Annotated in this window: 15 protein-coding genes; 10 read left to right on the forward strand and 5 right to left on the reverse strand. The window is 75.0% G+C overall.

Annotated elements, in window-relative coordinates:
* Positions 1–52: 52 nt before the first annotated feature.
* On the reverse strand, positions 53–358 hold the full coding sequence (locus tag V6U77_RS25515; protein WP_334609236.1) for a DUF2470 domain-containing protein: 306 nt from the start codon (positions 356–358) through the stop codon (positions 53–55).
* Positions 355–1,026, reverse strand: a complete 672-nt coding sequence (locus V6U77_RS25520) for a biliverdin-producing heme oxygenase (RefSeq protein WP_334609237.1) — start codon at positions 1,024–1,026, stop codon at positions 355–357. The genes V6U77_RS25515 and V6U77_RS25520 overlap by 4 nt, the downstream gene beginning before the upstream one ends.
* Before the next feature lie 92 nt (positions 1,027–1,118).
* Between V6U77_RS25520 and V6U77_RS25525 the strand changes: the two genes are divergently transcribed.
* Complete coding sequence (locus tag V6U77_RS25525; RefSeq protein WP_334609238.1) at positions 1,119–1,436, forward strand: PH domain-containing protein; 318 nt, start codon at positions 1,119–1,121, stop codon at positions 1,434–1,436.
* Here V6U77_RS25525 and V6U77_RS25530 read toward each other — a convergent pair.
* Complete coding sequence (locus tag V6U77_RS25530; protein WP_334609239.1) at positions 1,406–2,068, reverse strand: TetR/AcrR family transcriptional regulator; 663 nt, start codon at positions 2,066–2,068, stop codon at positions 1,406–1,408. The genes V6U77_RS25525 and V6U77_RS25530 overlap by 31 nt on opposite strands.
* Positions 2,069–2,181: 113 nt before the next feature.
* Between V6U77_RS25530 and V6U77_RS25535 the strand changes: the two genes are divergently transcribed.
* From V6U77_RS25535 to V6U77_RS25560, 6 genes are all read left to right on the forward strand, one after another.
* Positions 2,182–3,666, forward strand: coding sequence for a flavin-containing monooxygenase (locus V6U77_RS25535; RefSeq protein ID WP_334609240.1), 1,485 nt, complete (start codon positions 2,182–2,184; stop codon positions 3,664–3,666).
* Positions 3,659–4,585, forward strand: coding sequence for an SDR family NAD(P)-dependent oxidoreductase (locus V6U77_RS25540; RefSeq protein ID WP_334609241.1), 927 nt, complete (start codon positions 3,659–3,661; stop codon positions 4,583–4,585). Before V6U77_RS25535 ends, V6U77_RS25540 begins: the two co-directional genes overlap by 8 nt.
* A complete protein-coding gene (locus V6U77_RS25545; protein WP_334609242.1) occupies positions 4,582–5,493 on the forward strand; it encodes an alpha/beta fold hydrolase in 912 nt (303 codons plus the stop codon). Before V6U77_RS25540 ends, V6U77_RS25545 begins: the two co-directional genes overlap by 4 nt.
* A gap of 144 nt (positions 5,494–5,637) precedes the next feature.
* Positions 5,638–6,744 carry a CapA family protein gene (locus V6U77_RS25550; RefSeq protein ID WP_334609243.1) on the forward strand — a complete coding sequence of 369 codons (1,107 nt, stop codon included), beginning with the start codon at positions 5,638–5,640 and terminating at the stop codon, positions 6,742–6,744.
* A gap of 67 nt (positions 6,745–6,811) precedes the next feature.
* Positions 6,812–7,474 carry a GntR family transcriptional regulator gene (locus tag V6U77_RS25555; RefSeq protein WP_334609245.1) on the forward strand — a complete coding sequence of 221 codons (663 nt, stop codon included), beginning with the start codon at positions 6,812–6,814 and terminating at the stop codon, positions 7,472–7,474.
* Positions 7,471–8,766: an MFS transporter gene (locus tag V6U77_RS25560; RefSeq protein ID WP_334609246.1), complete on the forward strand. Its 1,296-nt coding sequence runs from the start codon at positions 7,471–7,473 to the stop codon at positions 8,764–8,766. Before V6U77_RS25555 ends, V6U77_RS25560 begins: the two co-directional genes overlap by 4 nt.
* Positions 8,767–8,818: 52 nt before the next feature.
* Here V6U77_RS25560 and V6U77_RS25565 read toward each other — a convergent pair whose 3' ends face one another.
* Positions 8,819–9,238, reverse strand: a complete 420-nt coding sequence (locus V6U77_RS25565) for a hypothetical protein (RefSeq protein ID WP_334609247.1) — start codon at positions 9,236–9,238, stop codon at positions 8,819–8,821.
* Between the two features lie 186 nt (positions 9,239–9,424).
* On the opposite strand from V6U77_RS25565, the gene V6U77_RS25570 reads away from it, so the two are divergent.
* Together V6U77_RS25570 and V6U77_RS25575 are read left to right on the forward strand one after the other, a co-directional pair.
* Positions 9,425–10,510 carry an S-(hydroxymethyl)mycothiol dehydrogenase gene (locus V6U77_RS25570; RefSeq protein WP_334609248.1) on the forward strand — a complete coding sequence of 362 codons (1,086 nt, stop codon included), beginning with the start codon at positions 9,425–9,427 and terminating at the stop codon, positions 10,508–10,510.
* Positions 10,510–11,139, forward strand: coding sequence for an MBL fold metallo-hydrolase (locus V6U77_RS25575; RefSeq protein ID WP_334609249.1), 630 nt, complete (start codon positions 10,510–10,512; stop codon positions 11,137–11,139). The genes V6U77_RS25570 and V6U77_RS25575 overlap by 1 nt, the downstream gene beginning before the upstream one ends.
* Positions 11,140–11,208: 69 nt before the next feature.
* Here the strand turns inward: V6U77_RS25575 and V6U77_RS25580 are convergent, their stop codons facing one another.
* The gene (locus V6U77_RS25580; RefSeq protein ID WP_334609250.1) at positions 11,209–12,150 is read right to left on the reverse strand and encodes a sensor histidine kinase; all 942 of its coding nucleotides are present in this window, start codon (positions 12,148–12,150) and stop codon (positions 11,209–11,211) included.
* Positions 12,151–12,584: 434 nt separating this feature from the next.
* Here V6U77_RS25580 and V6U77_RS25585 point away from each other — a divergent pair, with 434 nt between their 5' ends.
* Positions 12,585–13,292: a hypothetical protein gene (locus V6U77_RS25585; RefSeq protein ID WP_334609251.1), complete on the forward strand. Its 708-nt coding sequence runs from the start codon at positions 12,585–12,587 to the stop codon at positions 13,290–13,292.
* The last annotated feature ends 658 nt before the right edge of the window (positions 13,293–13,950 follow it).

A 13,950-nucleotide genomic window follows, 5' to 3' on the forward strand; every position in this document is an offset into this window, starting at 1 on the left:
GGTGCTGGCGACGACCGCCGCGCCGCGTCGCACCGCCGCGATCGCCGTCCGGTCAGCCGGCCCGGCGGGGCGGGAGCCCGAGTCGCTGGCACGCCTCGCGGTACATCCGCACCACCTCCTGCCGGATCTGGGCGCGTTCGGTCAGCCGGTGGGCGAACGGCACCCGCACCGGCACCTCGATGTCGTCCACGGTCACGGCGAACTCCATCCCCTCGGCGTCCAGGCCGGTGGCGCGGGCCCGGGTGGCCGCCGGCTGCCCGCCGAGCGTGCGGCAGATGAGCAGCGAGTCCCCGGCGTGGTCGTCGTTCATGTGCCCGCAGACGGCGGCGACCACGTCGGCGCCGAACGGGGCGCTCACGCCGCCGCCTCCGCGTCCGTGGTCGGCACGAGGTGCGACAGCGCGGCGAGGACGTCGGTGTTGTGCCGGTACGCCACGAGCACCTCGGCCCGCAGCGCGGCCCGGCCCTGCTCGTCGAGCGGGAGGGCGTCCAACCTGGCCCGGTAGGCGTCCTTGTACGCCTTCGGGCTGGGGATCCGGTCGAACCGGTAGAACGCCGCCCCGGCGTCCCCGGTCAGCCCGTAGTGCCGGGCGAGCGACCGTCCGATGTGCAGGCCGCCGGAGAGGTCGCCGAGGTAGCGGGTGTAGTGGTGGGCGACGAACCGCTCCGGCGAGCCGGCACGGACCGCGCCGAGGCGCCCGGCGTAGGCGACCGTCGCCGGGGTCGGTGCGATCCGTCGGCGCCAGTCGGACCCGAGCAGGAACTCCAGGTCCGCGGCGAGGGCGGGCAGCCGGGTCAGCGCGTCGTCGACGAACGGGCCGGCGAGCGGGTCGTGGCGCATCGCCTCGGCGGCGCCCTCCAGCGCCTCGTAGATCACGTGGTGCTGCACCACCAGCGCGGTGTAGCCGGCGCGGTCCAGGTCGCCGGCAACCAGGGCGGAGACGTACCGCTGGGACTCGGCGTCCTGGTGGGCCTCGGCGCTGGCGGCCCGCAGTTCCGCCGAGAACGGGGTGCTGGTCGGGCTCAAGTCTCCTCCAGGGTGCCGGAAGGCCGGACGGGTCGCCGTCGGGGAACGATCAAGGGTAGTCGGATCCCCTCGCCCGGTACTTCCTGGTCGGTGTGTACGTCAACGACAGCGGCCTGCGGTTGCGCTACCCGTTCTCCACCCGGACCCTGCCGTGGTCGCGGGTGACCGGCTTCGTCGTGCGGCCCGCCCAGCTCCTCGGGGAGCCGACTGCCCGGGACGCCTGCTGGGTGCGCACGGCCGACGGCGCGGTCGAGACGCCGGTGCAGCGGCGGTCCCGGGCGGCGGGCTGGCGCAAGGACACCGGCCCGGTGCTGCGTACGGAGGACTTCGACCGGATGGTCGCCCGGCTCGACGCCGAGCTGGCCGCCGCCCGGCGCGGTCAGGCCGGTGGGGGAGCGGCGCCCCGGTAGATCGCGGCCAGCCACACGTCGCGCAGCACGTCGACCACGTCGCGCTCGGCCACCGCCGGCCCGTCGCCGGCGAACGTGGCGTACCAGACACGCTCGTTCATCGAGTTGAGCGCGATCGCGAGGTCGCGGGCCGGTATCCCGTCGGGGGCCGCCCCGCGCCGCCGCTCGGCCACGATCGCGGTCTCGATCGCGTGCACCCAGCGCTCCAGCACCCTCGCCCAGAGCCGGCGCACCTCGGCGTTGGTGCCGCGCACCTGGGCGCAGGCCAGCACCACCGCGCGGTGCGCGCCGAACGTCTCGTGGAACCGGTCGATGAGCTCCCGCCAGCGCGCCGGCGGATCCTCGGCCAGCCGCTCCAGCACGTCGCCGGCGGCGGCGTCGGCCTCCTCGATGACCCGGTCCAGCAGCGTCAGCAGCACCGCGTCCTTGGACGGGAAGTAGAAGTAGAAGGTGGGCCGGGAGATGCCGGCCCCGCGCGCCAGGTCGTCGATGGAGATGTCGGCGAAGGCCCGCTGCCCCAGCAGCCGCTCGGCGGTGGCCAGGATGGCCAGCTCCCGCTCGTCGCCGACGGAACGCGCCGCGCGCCGTCCGCGCCCGGTCGCGCTGCCGGTGGCCGTACGGGCGGGTGTCATGCCCGGGAACTCTACACCGGATCAACACCGTGTCGATCGGACTCGACAGGGTGTTGACGAGCCTCGACAGCCGTGGCTAGTGTCCGGTGTCTCACCCGCGGACGGGAGACGAGATGGCCACCGACCACGTCGACGTGCTCATCGTCGGTGCCGGCCTGTCCGGTGTCGGCGCCGCCTGCCACCTGCGCCGCCACTGTCCCGGGAAGACGTACGCGGTGCTGGAGTCCCGCGACGCGATCGGCGGCACCTGGGACCTGTTCCGCTATCCCGGCGTCCGGTCGGACTCCGACATGTTCACCCTCGGCTACTCCTTCAGGCCCTGGACCGACCCGAAGGCCATCGCCGACGGCGACTCGATCCGCGACTACGTGCGCCGCACCGCCGACGAGTACGGCGTCACCGACCACGTCCGCTTCCGCCACCGGGTGCTGCGGGCCGACTGGGACGGCGCGAGCGCCCGCTGGACGGTGCTCGCCCACCGCGACGACACCGGCGAGACGGTCGCGCTGACCTGTTCCTTCCTGTTCACCTGCGCGGGCTACTACCGCTACGACGCCGGCTACACGCCCCGGTTCCCGGGCACCGACCGGTTCGCCGGGCGGATCGTGCACCCGCAGCACTGGCCGCAGGACCTCGACCACACCGGCAAGCGGGTCGTGGTGATCGGCAGCGGCGCCACCGCCGTGACCCTGGTGCCGGCGATGGCCGAGCGCGCCGCCCACGTGACCATGCTCCAGCGCTCACCCACGTACGTCATCGCGCTGCCCTCGCGCGACGTGCTCGCCGACGCGCTGCGGCGCTGGCTGCCGGCGAGGGCTGCGTATCCGGTGGTGCGCTGGAAGAACGTCCTGCTCTCCACCGCCAACTTCCAGCTCAGCCGGCGCGCGCCCGCCCTGGTCCGCAGGCTGCTGATGCGCGCCGTGCGGGGTCGGCTGCCGGCCGGCTACGACGTCGACCGGCACTTCTCGCCCCGCTACGACCCGTGGGACCAGCGGCTGTGCGTGGTGCCCGACGGCGACCTGTTCACCGCGTTGGCGCGGGGGAGGGCGTCGGTGGTCACCGACACCGTCGACACCTTCACCGAGCGCGGGATCCGGCTCGCCTCCGGCGAGGAACTGCCCGCCGACGTCGTGGTCACCGCCACCGGGCTCAACCTGCTCGCCCTCGGCGGCATGACGCTCACCGTGGACGGCGCGCCGGTGGACCTGCCGGGCACCGTCGCCTACAAGGGCATGATGCTCTCCGGGGTGCCGAACTTCGCGATGACCATCGGCTACACCAACGCCTCCTGGACGCTCAAGGCCGACCTGGTCGCCACCTACGTCTGCCGGCTGCTGCGCCACCTCGACCGCACCGGCCAGCAGGTCGTCACCCCGCTGCCACCGGCCGACGGGGAGCTGGAGCCGATCATCGACCTGACGGCCGGCTACGTGCTGCGCAGCGTCGACGTGCTGCCCAGGCAGGGCACGCGGGCGCCGTGGCGGCTGCACCAGAACTATCCCCGGGACGTCCTGCTGATGCGGCACGGCCGGCTCACCGACCCCGGCGTGCGGTTCTCCCGCGCCGGCACCCCGCAAAGGAGGACCGTCCGTGCGTAGGTTCGTCTTCACCGGCGGCACGGCCGTGGTGACCGGCGCCGCCAGCGGGATCGGGGAGGCCCTCGCCCACTCACTCGCCCGCCGGGGCAGCGACCTGGTGCTCGTCGACCGCGACGCCGGCCGGCTCGACGCCGTCGTCGCGGCGGTCGGCGCCGCGCACCCCGACCGGCGGCTCACCGCCCACGTGGTGGACCTGGCCGACGCCGCCTCCACCGCCCGGGTGGCCGAGGAGATCCGGCAGCGCCACCCGGCGGTACGGCTGCTGGTCAACAACGCGGGGGTGGCGCTGGGCGGCCGGTTCGACCAGGTGAGCCTCGACGAGTTCAGCTGGGTCGTCGACGTCAACTTCCGGGCCGTGGTGCAGCTGACCCACGCGCTGCTGCCCACCCTGCGGGTCGAGCCGGGCGCGCACCTGGTCAACGTCTCCAGCCTCTTCGGGATCATCGCCCCGGCCGGGCAGACCGCCTACGCGGCCAGCAAGTTCGCCGTCCGCGGCTTCACCGAGGCGCTGCGCCAGGAGTTGGCCGGCGACGGGATCGGGGTGACCTGCGTGCATCCGGGTGGCATCCGCACCCGCATCGCGCAGAACGCCCGGGTGGGCGCCGGGGTGCCCGCCGGGGAGTTCGAGACCGGCCGCCGGCAGTTCGAGAAGCTGCTGACGATCGACCCCGCCCGGGCCGCCGAGGTGATCCTGCGCGGCGTGCAGCGCCGCCGGGGTCGGGTGCTGATCGGCTGGTCGGCGAAGCTGCCCGACCTGCTGGCCCGGGTGGCGCCGGTGTCGTACCAGCGGGTCGTGACCCTCGCCCTCGACCGCGTCGGGGGCGAGTCCACGCGCCGGCTCACCACCGGATCGTCCGCCCCGGCGCAGCGGCAGCCCGAGACGGCCCCGGCGGTCGACCCGGCCGGGGAGCCGGCGTGAGCGCCCCGGCCGGGCGCCGGCACGTGAGCGTGGACGGGCGGCGGGTGTGCCACCGTGTCGACGGCGACGGGCCGCCGGTGCTGCTGCTGCACGGCATCGGCCGCACCCTGCGCGACTTCACCGAACTGCACGAACTGCTCGCCGAGCGGTTCCGGGTGCACAGCGTCGACCTGCCCGGCTACGGCGGTTCGCTGCCGATGGCGCGCCCCTGCACCCTGCCGGCGCTGGGCGAGTTCGCCGCCCACTACCTCGACGCCGTCGGCGTCGAGAAGCCGGTGCACGTGGTCGGCAACTCCCTCGGCGGCGCGGTCGCCATGCGCCTCGCGGCGTCCGAGCCGGCCCGGGTGGCCAGCCTGACGCTGGTCAACAGCGCCGGCTTCGGCCGGGAGGTGACCATCGCGCTGCGGCTGCTGGCGCTGCGCCCGCTGGGCCGCCTGCTGCTGCGGCCCACCCGGTGGGCCGCCCACCGCGCCGAGCGGTCCCTCTACCACGACCCGGCCCTCGCCACCGCCGAGCGAGTCGCCCACGCCCTCGCGGTCGCCCGCCAGCCGTACGCCGCCCGGGTGATGCTGGAGACCGCGCGCAGCCTCGGCACCTTCCGCGGCGTGAGCCCGCAGTGGCGGGAGGAACTGCTGGCCGAGGTGGAGCGGCTCGACGTCCCCACCCTGGTCGTCTGGGGCGACCGGGACCTGATCCTGCCGGCGGCGCACCTCGACGCCGCCCGGTCCCGGCTGCCGAGGGCCCGCACCCACCTGTTCGCCGACTGCGGGCACATGCCGCAGATCGAGTGCGCCGAGGAGTTCCACCGCCTGCTCGTCGACTTCTGGGCCGAGGCCGGCACGGACGCCGCCGCCCCGCCCGAGGACGCCGACCCCGGCGACCGGCCGGCGGTCGCCGGAGCCGGCTGACCGACTCCGGCGTGCCGGCCCCGGACGGTCGGTCGCCAGCGTCCCCGCCCCGCATGGTCGGCGGCGTCCCGGCGCCGCACGGCCGGTCGGCGGGGCCCGGGCGTCGGCAGGTGAGCGGGCGGCGGGACGGGGAAAGCGGGCCGGGTGCCCGAGCTGACCCTGTTCCTCGGCGGCGACGTGATGACCGGCCGGGGCGTGGACGCGATCCTGCCCACGCCCGGCCCGCCCGACCTGTGGGAACCGGCGGTACGCGACGCCCGCGACTACGTCGACCTGGCCCGGGCCGCCAGCGGGCCGGTCCCGCGCCCGGCGCCGCCGGCCTGGCCCTGGGGCGAGGCGCTCCACCTGCTCGACGAGCTGCGGCCCGACGCACGCGTGGTCATCCTGGAGACCGCGGTGACCGCCCGTGGCGGGCACGCCCCGGCCAAGGCGATCCACTACCGGATGCACCCGGGGAACCTGGCCTGCCTCGCCGCGGCCCGGCTCGACGTCTGCGCCCTGGCCAACAACCACAGCCTCGACTTCGGCCCGGTCGGGCTCACCGACACCCTCGACGCGCTGGCCGACGCCGGTATCGCCACCGCCGGCGCCGGCCGGGACGCGGCGTCGGCCTGGCGACCCGCCCGGGTGCCGCTCGGCCCGGGCGACCGGCTGCTCGTCTGGTCGGTGGCCGTCCCGTCCAGCGGGGTGCCCCCGACCTGGGCGGCCACCGCCGGGGCGCCCGGGGTGGCGTACCTGCCGGAGGTCTCGGTCGCCTCGGCGGACGCGCTGGCCGGACGGATCGCCGCCGTGGCCGGGCCGGGAGACCGGGTGCTGGTCTCCGTGCACTGGGGCACCAACTGGGGGTACGAGGTGCCGTCCGCGCACGTCGACTTCGCCCATCGGCTCGTCGACGCCGGCGTGGACGTGGTGCACGGCCACTCGTCGCACCACCCCCGGCCCGTCGAGGTGTACCGCGGCCGGCTGGTCCTCTACGGCTGCGGCGACCTGGTCGACGACTACGAGGGCATCGGCGGGCGGGAGGCGTACCGGCCGGAGCTGCGGCTGCTCTGGCTGCCGACCCTCGACGCGGCCACCGGGGCGCTGCGGCGCCTGCGGGTGGCCCCGGTACGGATGCGCCGGATGCGGCTGGAGCGGGTCGCGCCCGACGAGGCGCGCTGGCTGGCCGGGCTGCTCGGCGGCTTCGGCCCACCGTTCGCGCGCGGGTTCGCCGTCGACGGCGACGGGCTGCTGACGCTCGACCCGCGCTGACGGTGGCCCGCGCCACCCCCGGCGGGGGCGCGGGGCGCGCCGAGAAGGCGGGACCCACGATAGATACATGACGCATCCCTCGCCGTCGGGTCGGACGGCCGCGCCCTCGGCCGCCGAACGTGCCTACCGGCGCCTCAAGCGCGACATCCTGGAGCAGGTCCACCCGGGCGGGTCGCTGGTCAGCGAGGGGGAGATCGCCGAGGCCACCGGGGTCTCCCGCACGCCGGTCCGGGAGGCGCTGCTGCGGTTGGAGGCGGAAGGACTGGTCCGGCTCTATCCCAAGCGGGGCGCCCTGATCCGCCCGGTCTCCGCCCGGGAGATCACCGACGTGATCGAGGCACGGCGGCTGGTCGAGCTGCACGCCGCCGAGCGGGTCTGGCCCCGGCGCGCGGCGCTGCGGGGCGACCTCGCCGCCCGGCTCGCCGAGATGCGCGACGCGCACGCCGCCGGCGACCTGACCGCCCTGATGCAGGCCGACCGGGCCTTCCACGCCACGGTGGTGGACGCCGCCGGCAACGAGATCCTCGCCGAGCTGTACCAGCGGCTGCGCGACCGGCAGCTGCGGATGGGGGAGGCGAGCTTCCGGCTCTCGCCCGGCTGGGCCGGGACGGCACTCACCGAGCACGCCGAGCAGGTCGCGGCGCTCGGCTCCGACGATCCCCGGCGCTGGCTCGCCGCCGTCGCCGCGCACATCGACAACGCCGCGGCCGTGCTGCGGGCCCTGCGGTGAGGGTGCTGACCGCACCGGTCTCCGCGCGCCGGTCGGCGGGCGGCCTCGTCTGGGGCGTGGCCGTCTCCGCGTACGTGGCCGCCGTGTTCCACCGCAGCTCGCTGGGCGTCACCGGCGTGGACGCCGCGCACCGTTTCGACGTCAGCGCCTCGGCGCTGGCCACCTTCTCCGTCGCCCAGCTCGCCGTGTACGCGGCGATGCAGGTCCCGGTGGGTGTGCTGCTCGACCGGTTCGGGTCCCGCCGGCTGCTCATCGTCGGCGGCGCGCTGATGGTCGCCGGCCAGCTCTGCTTCGCCCTCGCCACCGACGTGCCCCTGGCGATCGCCGCCCGCGTGCTGATCGGGCTCGGCGACGCGATGACCTTCATCAGCGTGCTGCGCATCGTGGCGTTGTGGTTCCCCGGGCGGCGCTACGCGATGATGACCCAGCTCACCGGCACGCTCGGGCAGCTCGGGGCGATCCTCGGCGCCGTACCGCTGGTGTTCCTGCTGCACTCGGCGGGCTGGACCCCCGCCTTCCTCACCGCCGGGGCGGTCGGGGCGAGCGTGCTGCTGATGGTCGTCGTCGCCGTCCGGGACACCCCGGGCGGGCCGGTGTCGGCCGGCGCGGCGCCCACCCTCGCCGGCGTACGCCGGGAGCTGGCCGCCGCGTGGGCCCAGCCGGGCACCCGCCTGGGCCTCTGGACGCACTTCGTCACCCAGTTCTCCGGCGCCGTGTTCGCCCTGCTCTGGGGGTACCCGTTCCTGGTGCAGGGGCAGGGACTCAGCCCCACCGGCGCGGCGTCGCTGCTGACCCTGATGACCGCCGCCATGCTGTTGACCGGGCCGGTCGTCGCGCACCTCTGCGCCCGGCACCCGTTCCACCGTTCGGTGCTGGTCTTCGCGATCACCGGCGCCAGCGCCGCGGTCTGGACGGTCGTGCTCGCCTGGCCGGGACGCGCGCCGGGCTGGCTGCTGGTCACCCTCGTACTGGTGCTCGCGGTGAACGGCCCGGCCTCCCTCATCGGCTTCGACTACGCGCGCAGCTTCAATCCGGTCAACCGGATCGGCAGCGCCACCGGGGTCGTCAACGTGGGCGGCTTCGTCGCCTCGATCGTGCTGGTGCTGGCCGTCGGCGTGGTGCTCGACCTGGCCACCCCGGCCGGGCGGGCCACCCCGGACCTGGCCGCCTTCCGCTGGGCCTTCGCCGTGCAGTACGTCCTCTGGGCGCTCGGCGCGGTCCAGGTGCTGCGCTACCGCAACGCGGCCCGCCGTCAGCTCGCCGCGCGAGCACCCGCCGCGACCCCCGGTTGACCGCGCGGGCACCCGCCACGGCCCCAGCCGACCCCGGGCCGGTTGCGAGACCTCAGCGGCGCCGGCGGCCGTGGGTGAGATCGTCCAGTACCAGGGTCAGGCCGGCCCCGAGCAGCCAGACGTCCTTGGCCAGGCCGATGCCCTCCTGGGTGGGCCGCACGCTGCCCGGCTCGCGCATCCCCGGGGTCCTCAGGTAGAGCTGCACCAGACCCGCGCCGAACGCGGCCAGCCCCAGGCCGGCCAGCGCCGACGGGACGAACGGCGCGAGCAGCGCGGCGCCCAGGGCGATCTCTGCCCGGGAGAGCACCCGGGCGAACCGGTCCGGGTCGAGCCTGCCGAGCTGCGGGACGGCGCCGACGGCCATCGCGTGCACGCCCTGCGCGGCCTCCCCCTCCAGCGACCGCTTGCCCATCCCCGAGTTGAGGACGAACGCGCCGATGCTGAGCCGCAGCGGCAGATGGCTGACCCTCATGGCTTACTCCCGTCCGACTGTCGAACCGTGCCCCCGCCTACCCCTCGCCGCCCGCGATAACCGCCCGGCGGCCCCGGTCGTCCGCGACGATCGGGGGTAGTTTCGGCCCGAGGGACGTGATCGAGGTGCCGCGTCAGCGCACCGACGGACGGCGGCGCGACGCGTCGGCGTGGAGCAGGAGGAAGCGTGAGCCAGGAGGTCAGGGGAGTCATCTCCCGCAGCAAGGGCGCGCCGGTCGAGGTGACCACGATCGTGCTGCCCGACCCGGGGCCGGGCGAGGCGATCGTGCGGATCCAGTCCTGCGGGGTCTGCCACACCGACCTGCACTACCGCGAGGGCGGCATCAACGACGACTACCCGTTCCTGCTCGGCCACGAGGCCGCCGGCGTCGTCGAGCAGGTCGGGCCGGGCGTCGACGGCGTCGCGCCGGGCGACTTCGTGGTGCTCAACTGGCGGGCCGTCTGCGGGGTGTGCCGGGCCTGCCGCCGGGGCCGCCCGTGGTACTGCTTCGCCACCCACAACGCGGCGCAGAAGATGACCCTCACCGACGGCACCGAGCTCACGCCCGCGCTGGGCATCGGCGCCTTCGCGGAGAAGACCCTGGTCCACGCCGGTCAGTGCACCAAGGTCAACCCGGCGGCCCGGCCCGCCGCCGTCGGGCTGCTCGGCTGCGGCGTGATGGCCGGTCTCGGCGCCGCCATGAACACCGGCGGGGTCACCCGGGGCGACTCGGTGGCCGTGATCGGCTGCGGCGGCGTCGGGGACGCGGCGGTGGCCGGCGCCGCGCTGGCCGGCGCGACGACGATCGTCGCGGTGGACACGGACCCCCGCAAGCTCGACTGGGCCCGCAAGTTCGGCGCCACCCACACCGTGAACGCCGGGGAGGACGACCCGGTCGAGGCGATCCGCGCCGCCACCGGCGGCTTCGGCGCCGACGTGGTGATCGACGCGGTCGGCCGTCCCGAGACCTGGAAGCAGGCCTTCTACGCCCGTGACCTGGCCGGCACCGTCGTGCTGGTCGGCGTGCCGACCCCGGAGATGACCGTCGACCTGCCGCTGCTCGACGTCTTCGGCCGCGGCGGCGCGCTGAAGTCGAGCTGGTACGGCGACTGCCTGCCCAGCCGTGACTTCCCCGTGCTCACCGAGCTCTACCTGCAGGGCCGGCTCGACCTGGACGCCTTCGTCACCGAGGAGATCGCCCTGGACAAGGTCGAGGAGGCGTTCGCCCGGATGCATCGCGGCGACGTGCTGCGCTCGGTGGTGGTGCTCTGATGGCGGCCCGCGTCGACCACGCCGTCACCTCCGGCACGTTCTCCCTCGACGGCCAGAGCTTCGACGTCGACAACAACGTGTGGGTGCTCGGCGACGACACCGAGTGCGTCGTCGTCGACGCCCCGCACGACGTCGACGCGATCATGGCCGCCGTCGGCGACCGGCGGGTCCGGGCGATCCTCGCCACCCACGCGCACGACGACCACGTCCGGGCGGCCCCGGCGCTGGCCCGGGCCACCGGCGCGCCGGTGCTGCTGCACCCGGCCGACCGGGTGCTGTGGGACATGGTCCACCCCGACGAGGCGCCGGACGGTGAGCTGCGCGACGGGCAGGTCGTCGAGGTGGCGGGCAGCGCGCTGACCGTGCTGCACACACCGGGCCACAGCCCCGGAGCGTGCAGCTTCCACGCGCCGCAGCTCGGCGTGGTGTTCACCGGCGACACGCTCTTCGCCGGCGGGCCGGGGGCGACCGGGCGCTCGTACAGCGACTTCGGCACCATCGTCGCCTCGATCCGGGACCGGCTGCTCACCCTCGCGCCGGAGACGGTCGTGCACACCGGGCACGGGGAGAGCACCACCATCGGCGCGGAGGCCCCGCACCTCGACGAGTGGCTGGCCCGCGGGCACTGACCCCGCACGACCGCCGGGCGGTCGTGCGTGCCGGTCACGGGGAGCCGCCGCCGGTCGGAAGGACCCGCGTCACGCCGGACGGCGCACGTACATCCGGACGGTCGTGCCGGCGACCGTGGTGTGCACGCGGACCAGATCGCACAGCGCCTGCACGATCACCAGACCCCGGCCGCCGATGCCGTCCGCGGCCGGGGTCAGCCGCCCCACCAGCGGGTCGGCCAGCCAGCCGTCGTCCTGGATCTCGCAGACCAGGTGCTCGGCGGTCCGCCAGACGCGTAGCTCACCGGCGCCACCGGCGTGCGCGACGCTGTTCGTCGCCAACTCGGTCACCGCGATCTGCAGGTCGGACAGCTGGTCCTCGTCCAGCCCGACGGCCTCGCCGTGCCCGGCGACGAACCGGCGCACGCGGGAGAGTGTGTCGAGCTGGTACACCAGCGTCGAGACCGGCTCCGTCGGAGCCGACAGGGGCGCGTTGTGGCGGGCCACCACCTCCGCCGGTGCGTACCGCGCGCTCGGCCGCCGCCCGGCGGCGTCGACGAGGACCGGGTGCGTGGCGTAGGCGTCGGCCAGCACGTCCGCGGCGAGCCCGGCGGTGTCGTACGGGCAGAGGATGGTCGCCTCGCGGCCGGCGAACGCCATGTTGATCAGTGCCTCGTGCTGGGCGCACGCCGGGTACTCCGTGTCGCTGCGCCCGGCCCAGATCGGCTCGCCGATGATCCGCACCCGGCGGCCGGCGTGCTGCTCGATGAACGCCTGCAACACCCATGGGATGATCCGGCCCGGGTTCCGGCCGGCCCGCGTCATGTCGGCCCAGCGCACGGCGTCCGCGCGTCCGACCGCGGCGCGCACCAGCCGCAGGTTGGCGTCGGGCATCGCGACCAGCACGGGCTCCCCGGCGGCGAGCCCGTCGGTGATGAACGGCACCGTGCCCGCGAGCAGGGCGTCCGCGTCGTGGTAGAAGAACCCCTCGTGTACGAAGGCGTCGCACACCTCGGATCGCGTGCCGCTCATGCGGGCCGCCCGCAGCGACCGTCGCGCAGCGCTCGCGCGATCCCGGCGGCCGACGGGGCGACGGTCCGGCAGACATGGCCACCCAGGGTCATCTGCTCGACCACGGCACCACCAGTCACTCGTCGCCCGCACTTGGCGTCCCTACTGTAATCGCCCGTACCGAGGGGGGCCCACCGGGTGAAACACCGGTGTCGCTCCGGCGCCCACCCGGCACCGCACGGGCCGGGAACCGCCCGCCCAGTGCCTGTTCGTCACGAACGCCGGGCGAGCTGGGTCACAGCCGGACGAGGCTGGCGCATATCCGGAATGACCGACAGGTCCGAGCTGGTTGTGTCCCCCGTACCGCCGGAGCCGAAACCCCGTCCGGCGCGGAAGTTCCCCCTCCAGGAGTGCTCATCCAGGGAGCGCTTCGCCTGACCGAAAGGGCAACCATCGTGAAGCACGACTTCACTCGATGGCTCCCGGCCATCGCGAAGGACTCGAAGGACCCGAACCGCAAGATCGCGCTGAGCGTGGCGGGCGTCGCCGCCCTCGGTGGCCTCGCCTTCGGGCCGACGGCCGTGGCCGCCCCGGTCACCGCCACGCCCCACGAGGGTGCGGTGGCGGCGATCGAGCAGGCGACCGGCAAGGGCAGGCCGGGCGCGGCCGAGGAGTCGGCGCTGACCACGGGCGGCACCACCACCAGGCCGTCCGCCGACAGGCCCGGCCGGGAGAAGCTCATCCCGCACGGCGTGCAGGGCGCCCAGTCGCGCGTCCCGCTCGACGACGCGCAGCTCGCCAACGCCAGGGCCATCGTCGAGGAGGCCAAGGAGACCGGCGTGGGTGAGCGGGGCGCGGTCATCGGGATCGCCACCTCGCTGCAGGAGTCGAAGCTCTACAACCTCGGCCACCTGGGCGCGTACAACGACCACGACTCGCAGGGCCTGTTCCAGCAGCGCCCGTCGTCGGGCTGGGGCTCGCCCGACCAGATCACCGACCCCGAGTACGCCTCGCAGGCGTTCTTCCGGGCGCTGAAGGAGGTGGACGGCTGGCAGGACCTGCCGCTGACCTCCGCGGCGCAGACCGTGCAGGTCTCGGCCTACCCCTTCGCGTACGCACAGTGGGAGGAGCAGGCGGCGGACATCGTCTCCCAGCTCTGGTGACAACCCCGTGACACCGGCCGGTCCCCGCATCGGGGGCCGGCCGGTCCCGTCCGTACCGAAGGAACCGCATCCGGCCCGGCGTCCGATTGGTGGGCACCCTCCCCGGATGCCCGCCCGTTCCGGCTGCCGCTGCCGGGCGGGTGACTACTCCGCAGCGATCCTGGCAAGAAGGCGCCCCTCCGGGGCCGCCGTCTACCAAGATCTCCGCGGCGGCTCACCGATCAGGCCGTCCGCGCCGATCAGGCCGTCCGCGTGAGGTGTTCCGTTTGGGCATGGCTGTCCGAAGGGGTCGGGTCGGCTCGTGTCTTGTCAGGTCATCGGTGCCGGGCTGTCTGGTTCGGGGTGTGGTCGGGGGCATCGTGGGGGCGGAATCGTGGGCGGGGCGGGGTCGTTACACCCTGCGTACGGCCGAGTAGGGCCTGGCCGCCGGGCGTGCTGGTGGGCCCGGGTCCCCGGGAATGGTGGCGGGCCGGGCGTGGTTACACATGGTCACGGGCCGACGTGGAGGGCATCCCCCGCCCCTGCGGGTACCGCCCGTTGTTGACTTCCCCCCTTTGAGGTTCTTGGGCGCCGGACGGTGCTTGCATCCGCACAGCCGAATCCCCCTTTCGGTGCGGGTGCCGACCCCCGAATGGAGCATCTGCGATGAACACGATCC

The organism is Micromonospora sp. CPCC 205546 (assembly GCF_036902715.1).
Lineage (GTDB): Bacteria > Actinomycetota > Actinomycetes > Mycobacteriales > Micromonosporaceae > Micromonospora.

Coding starts and splice junctions, on each gene's coding strand:
- V6U77_RS25535 (WP_334609240.1), top strand. CDS start 2,182: ATGGCCACCGACCACGTCGACGTGCTCATCGTCGGTGCCGGCCTGTCC.
- V6U77_RS25565 (WP_334609247.1), bottom strand. CDS start 9,238: ATGAGGGTCAGCCATCTGCCGCTGCGGCTCAGCATCGGCGCGTTCGTC.
- V6U77_RS25575 (WP_334609249.1), top strand. CDS start 10,510: ATGGCGGCCCGCGTCGACCACGCCGTCACCTCCGGCACGTTCTCCCTC.
- V6U77_RS25555 (WP_334609245.1), top strand. CDS start 6,812: ATGACGCATCCCTCGCCGTCGGGTCGGACGGCCGCGCCCTCGGCCGCC.
- V6U77_RS25580 (WP_334609250.1), bottom strand. CDS start 12,150: ATGAGCGGCACGCGATCCGAGGTGTGCGACGCCTTCGTACACGAGGGG.
- V6U77_RS25530 (WP_334609239.1), bottom strand. CDS start 2,068: ATGACACCCGCCCGTACGGCCACCGGCAGCGCGACCGGGCGCGGACGG.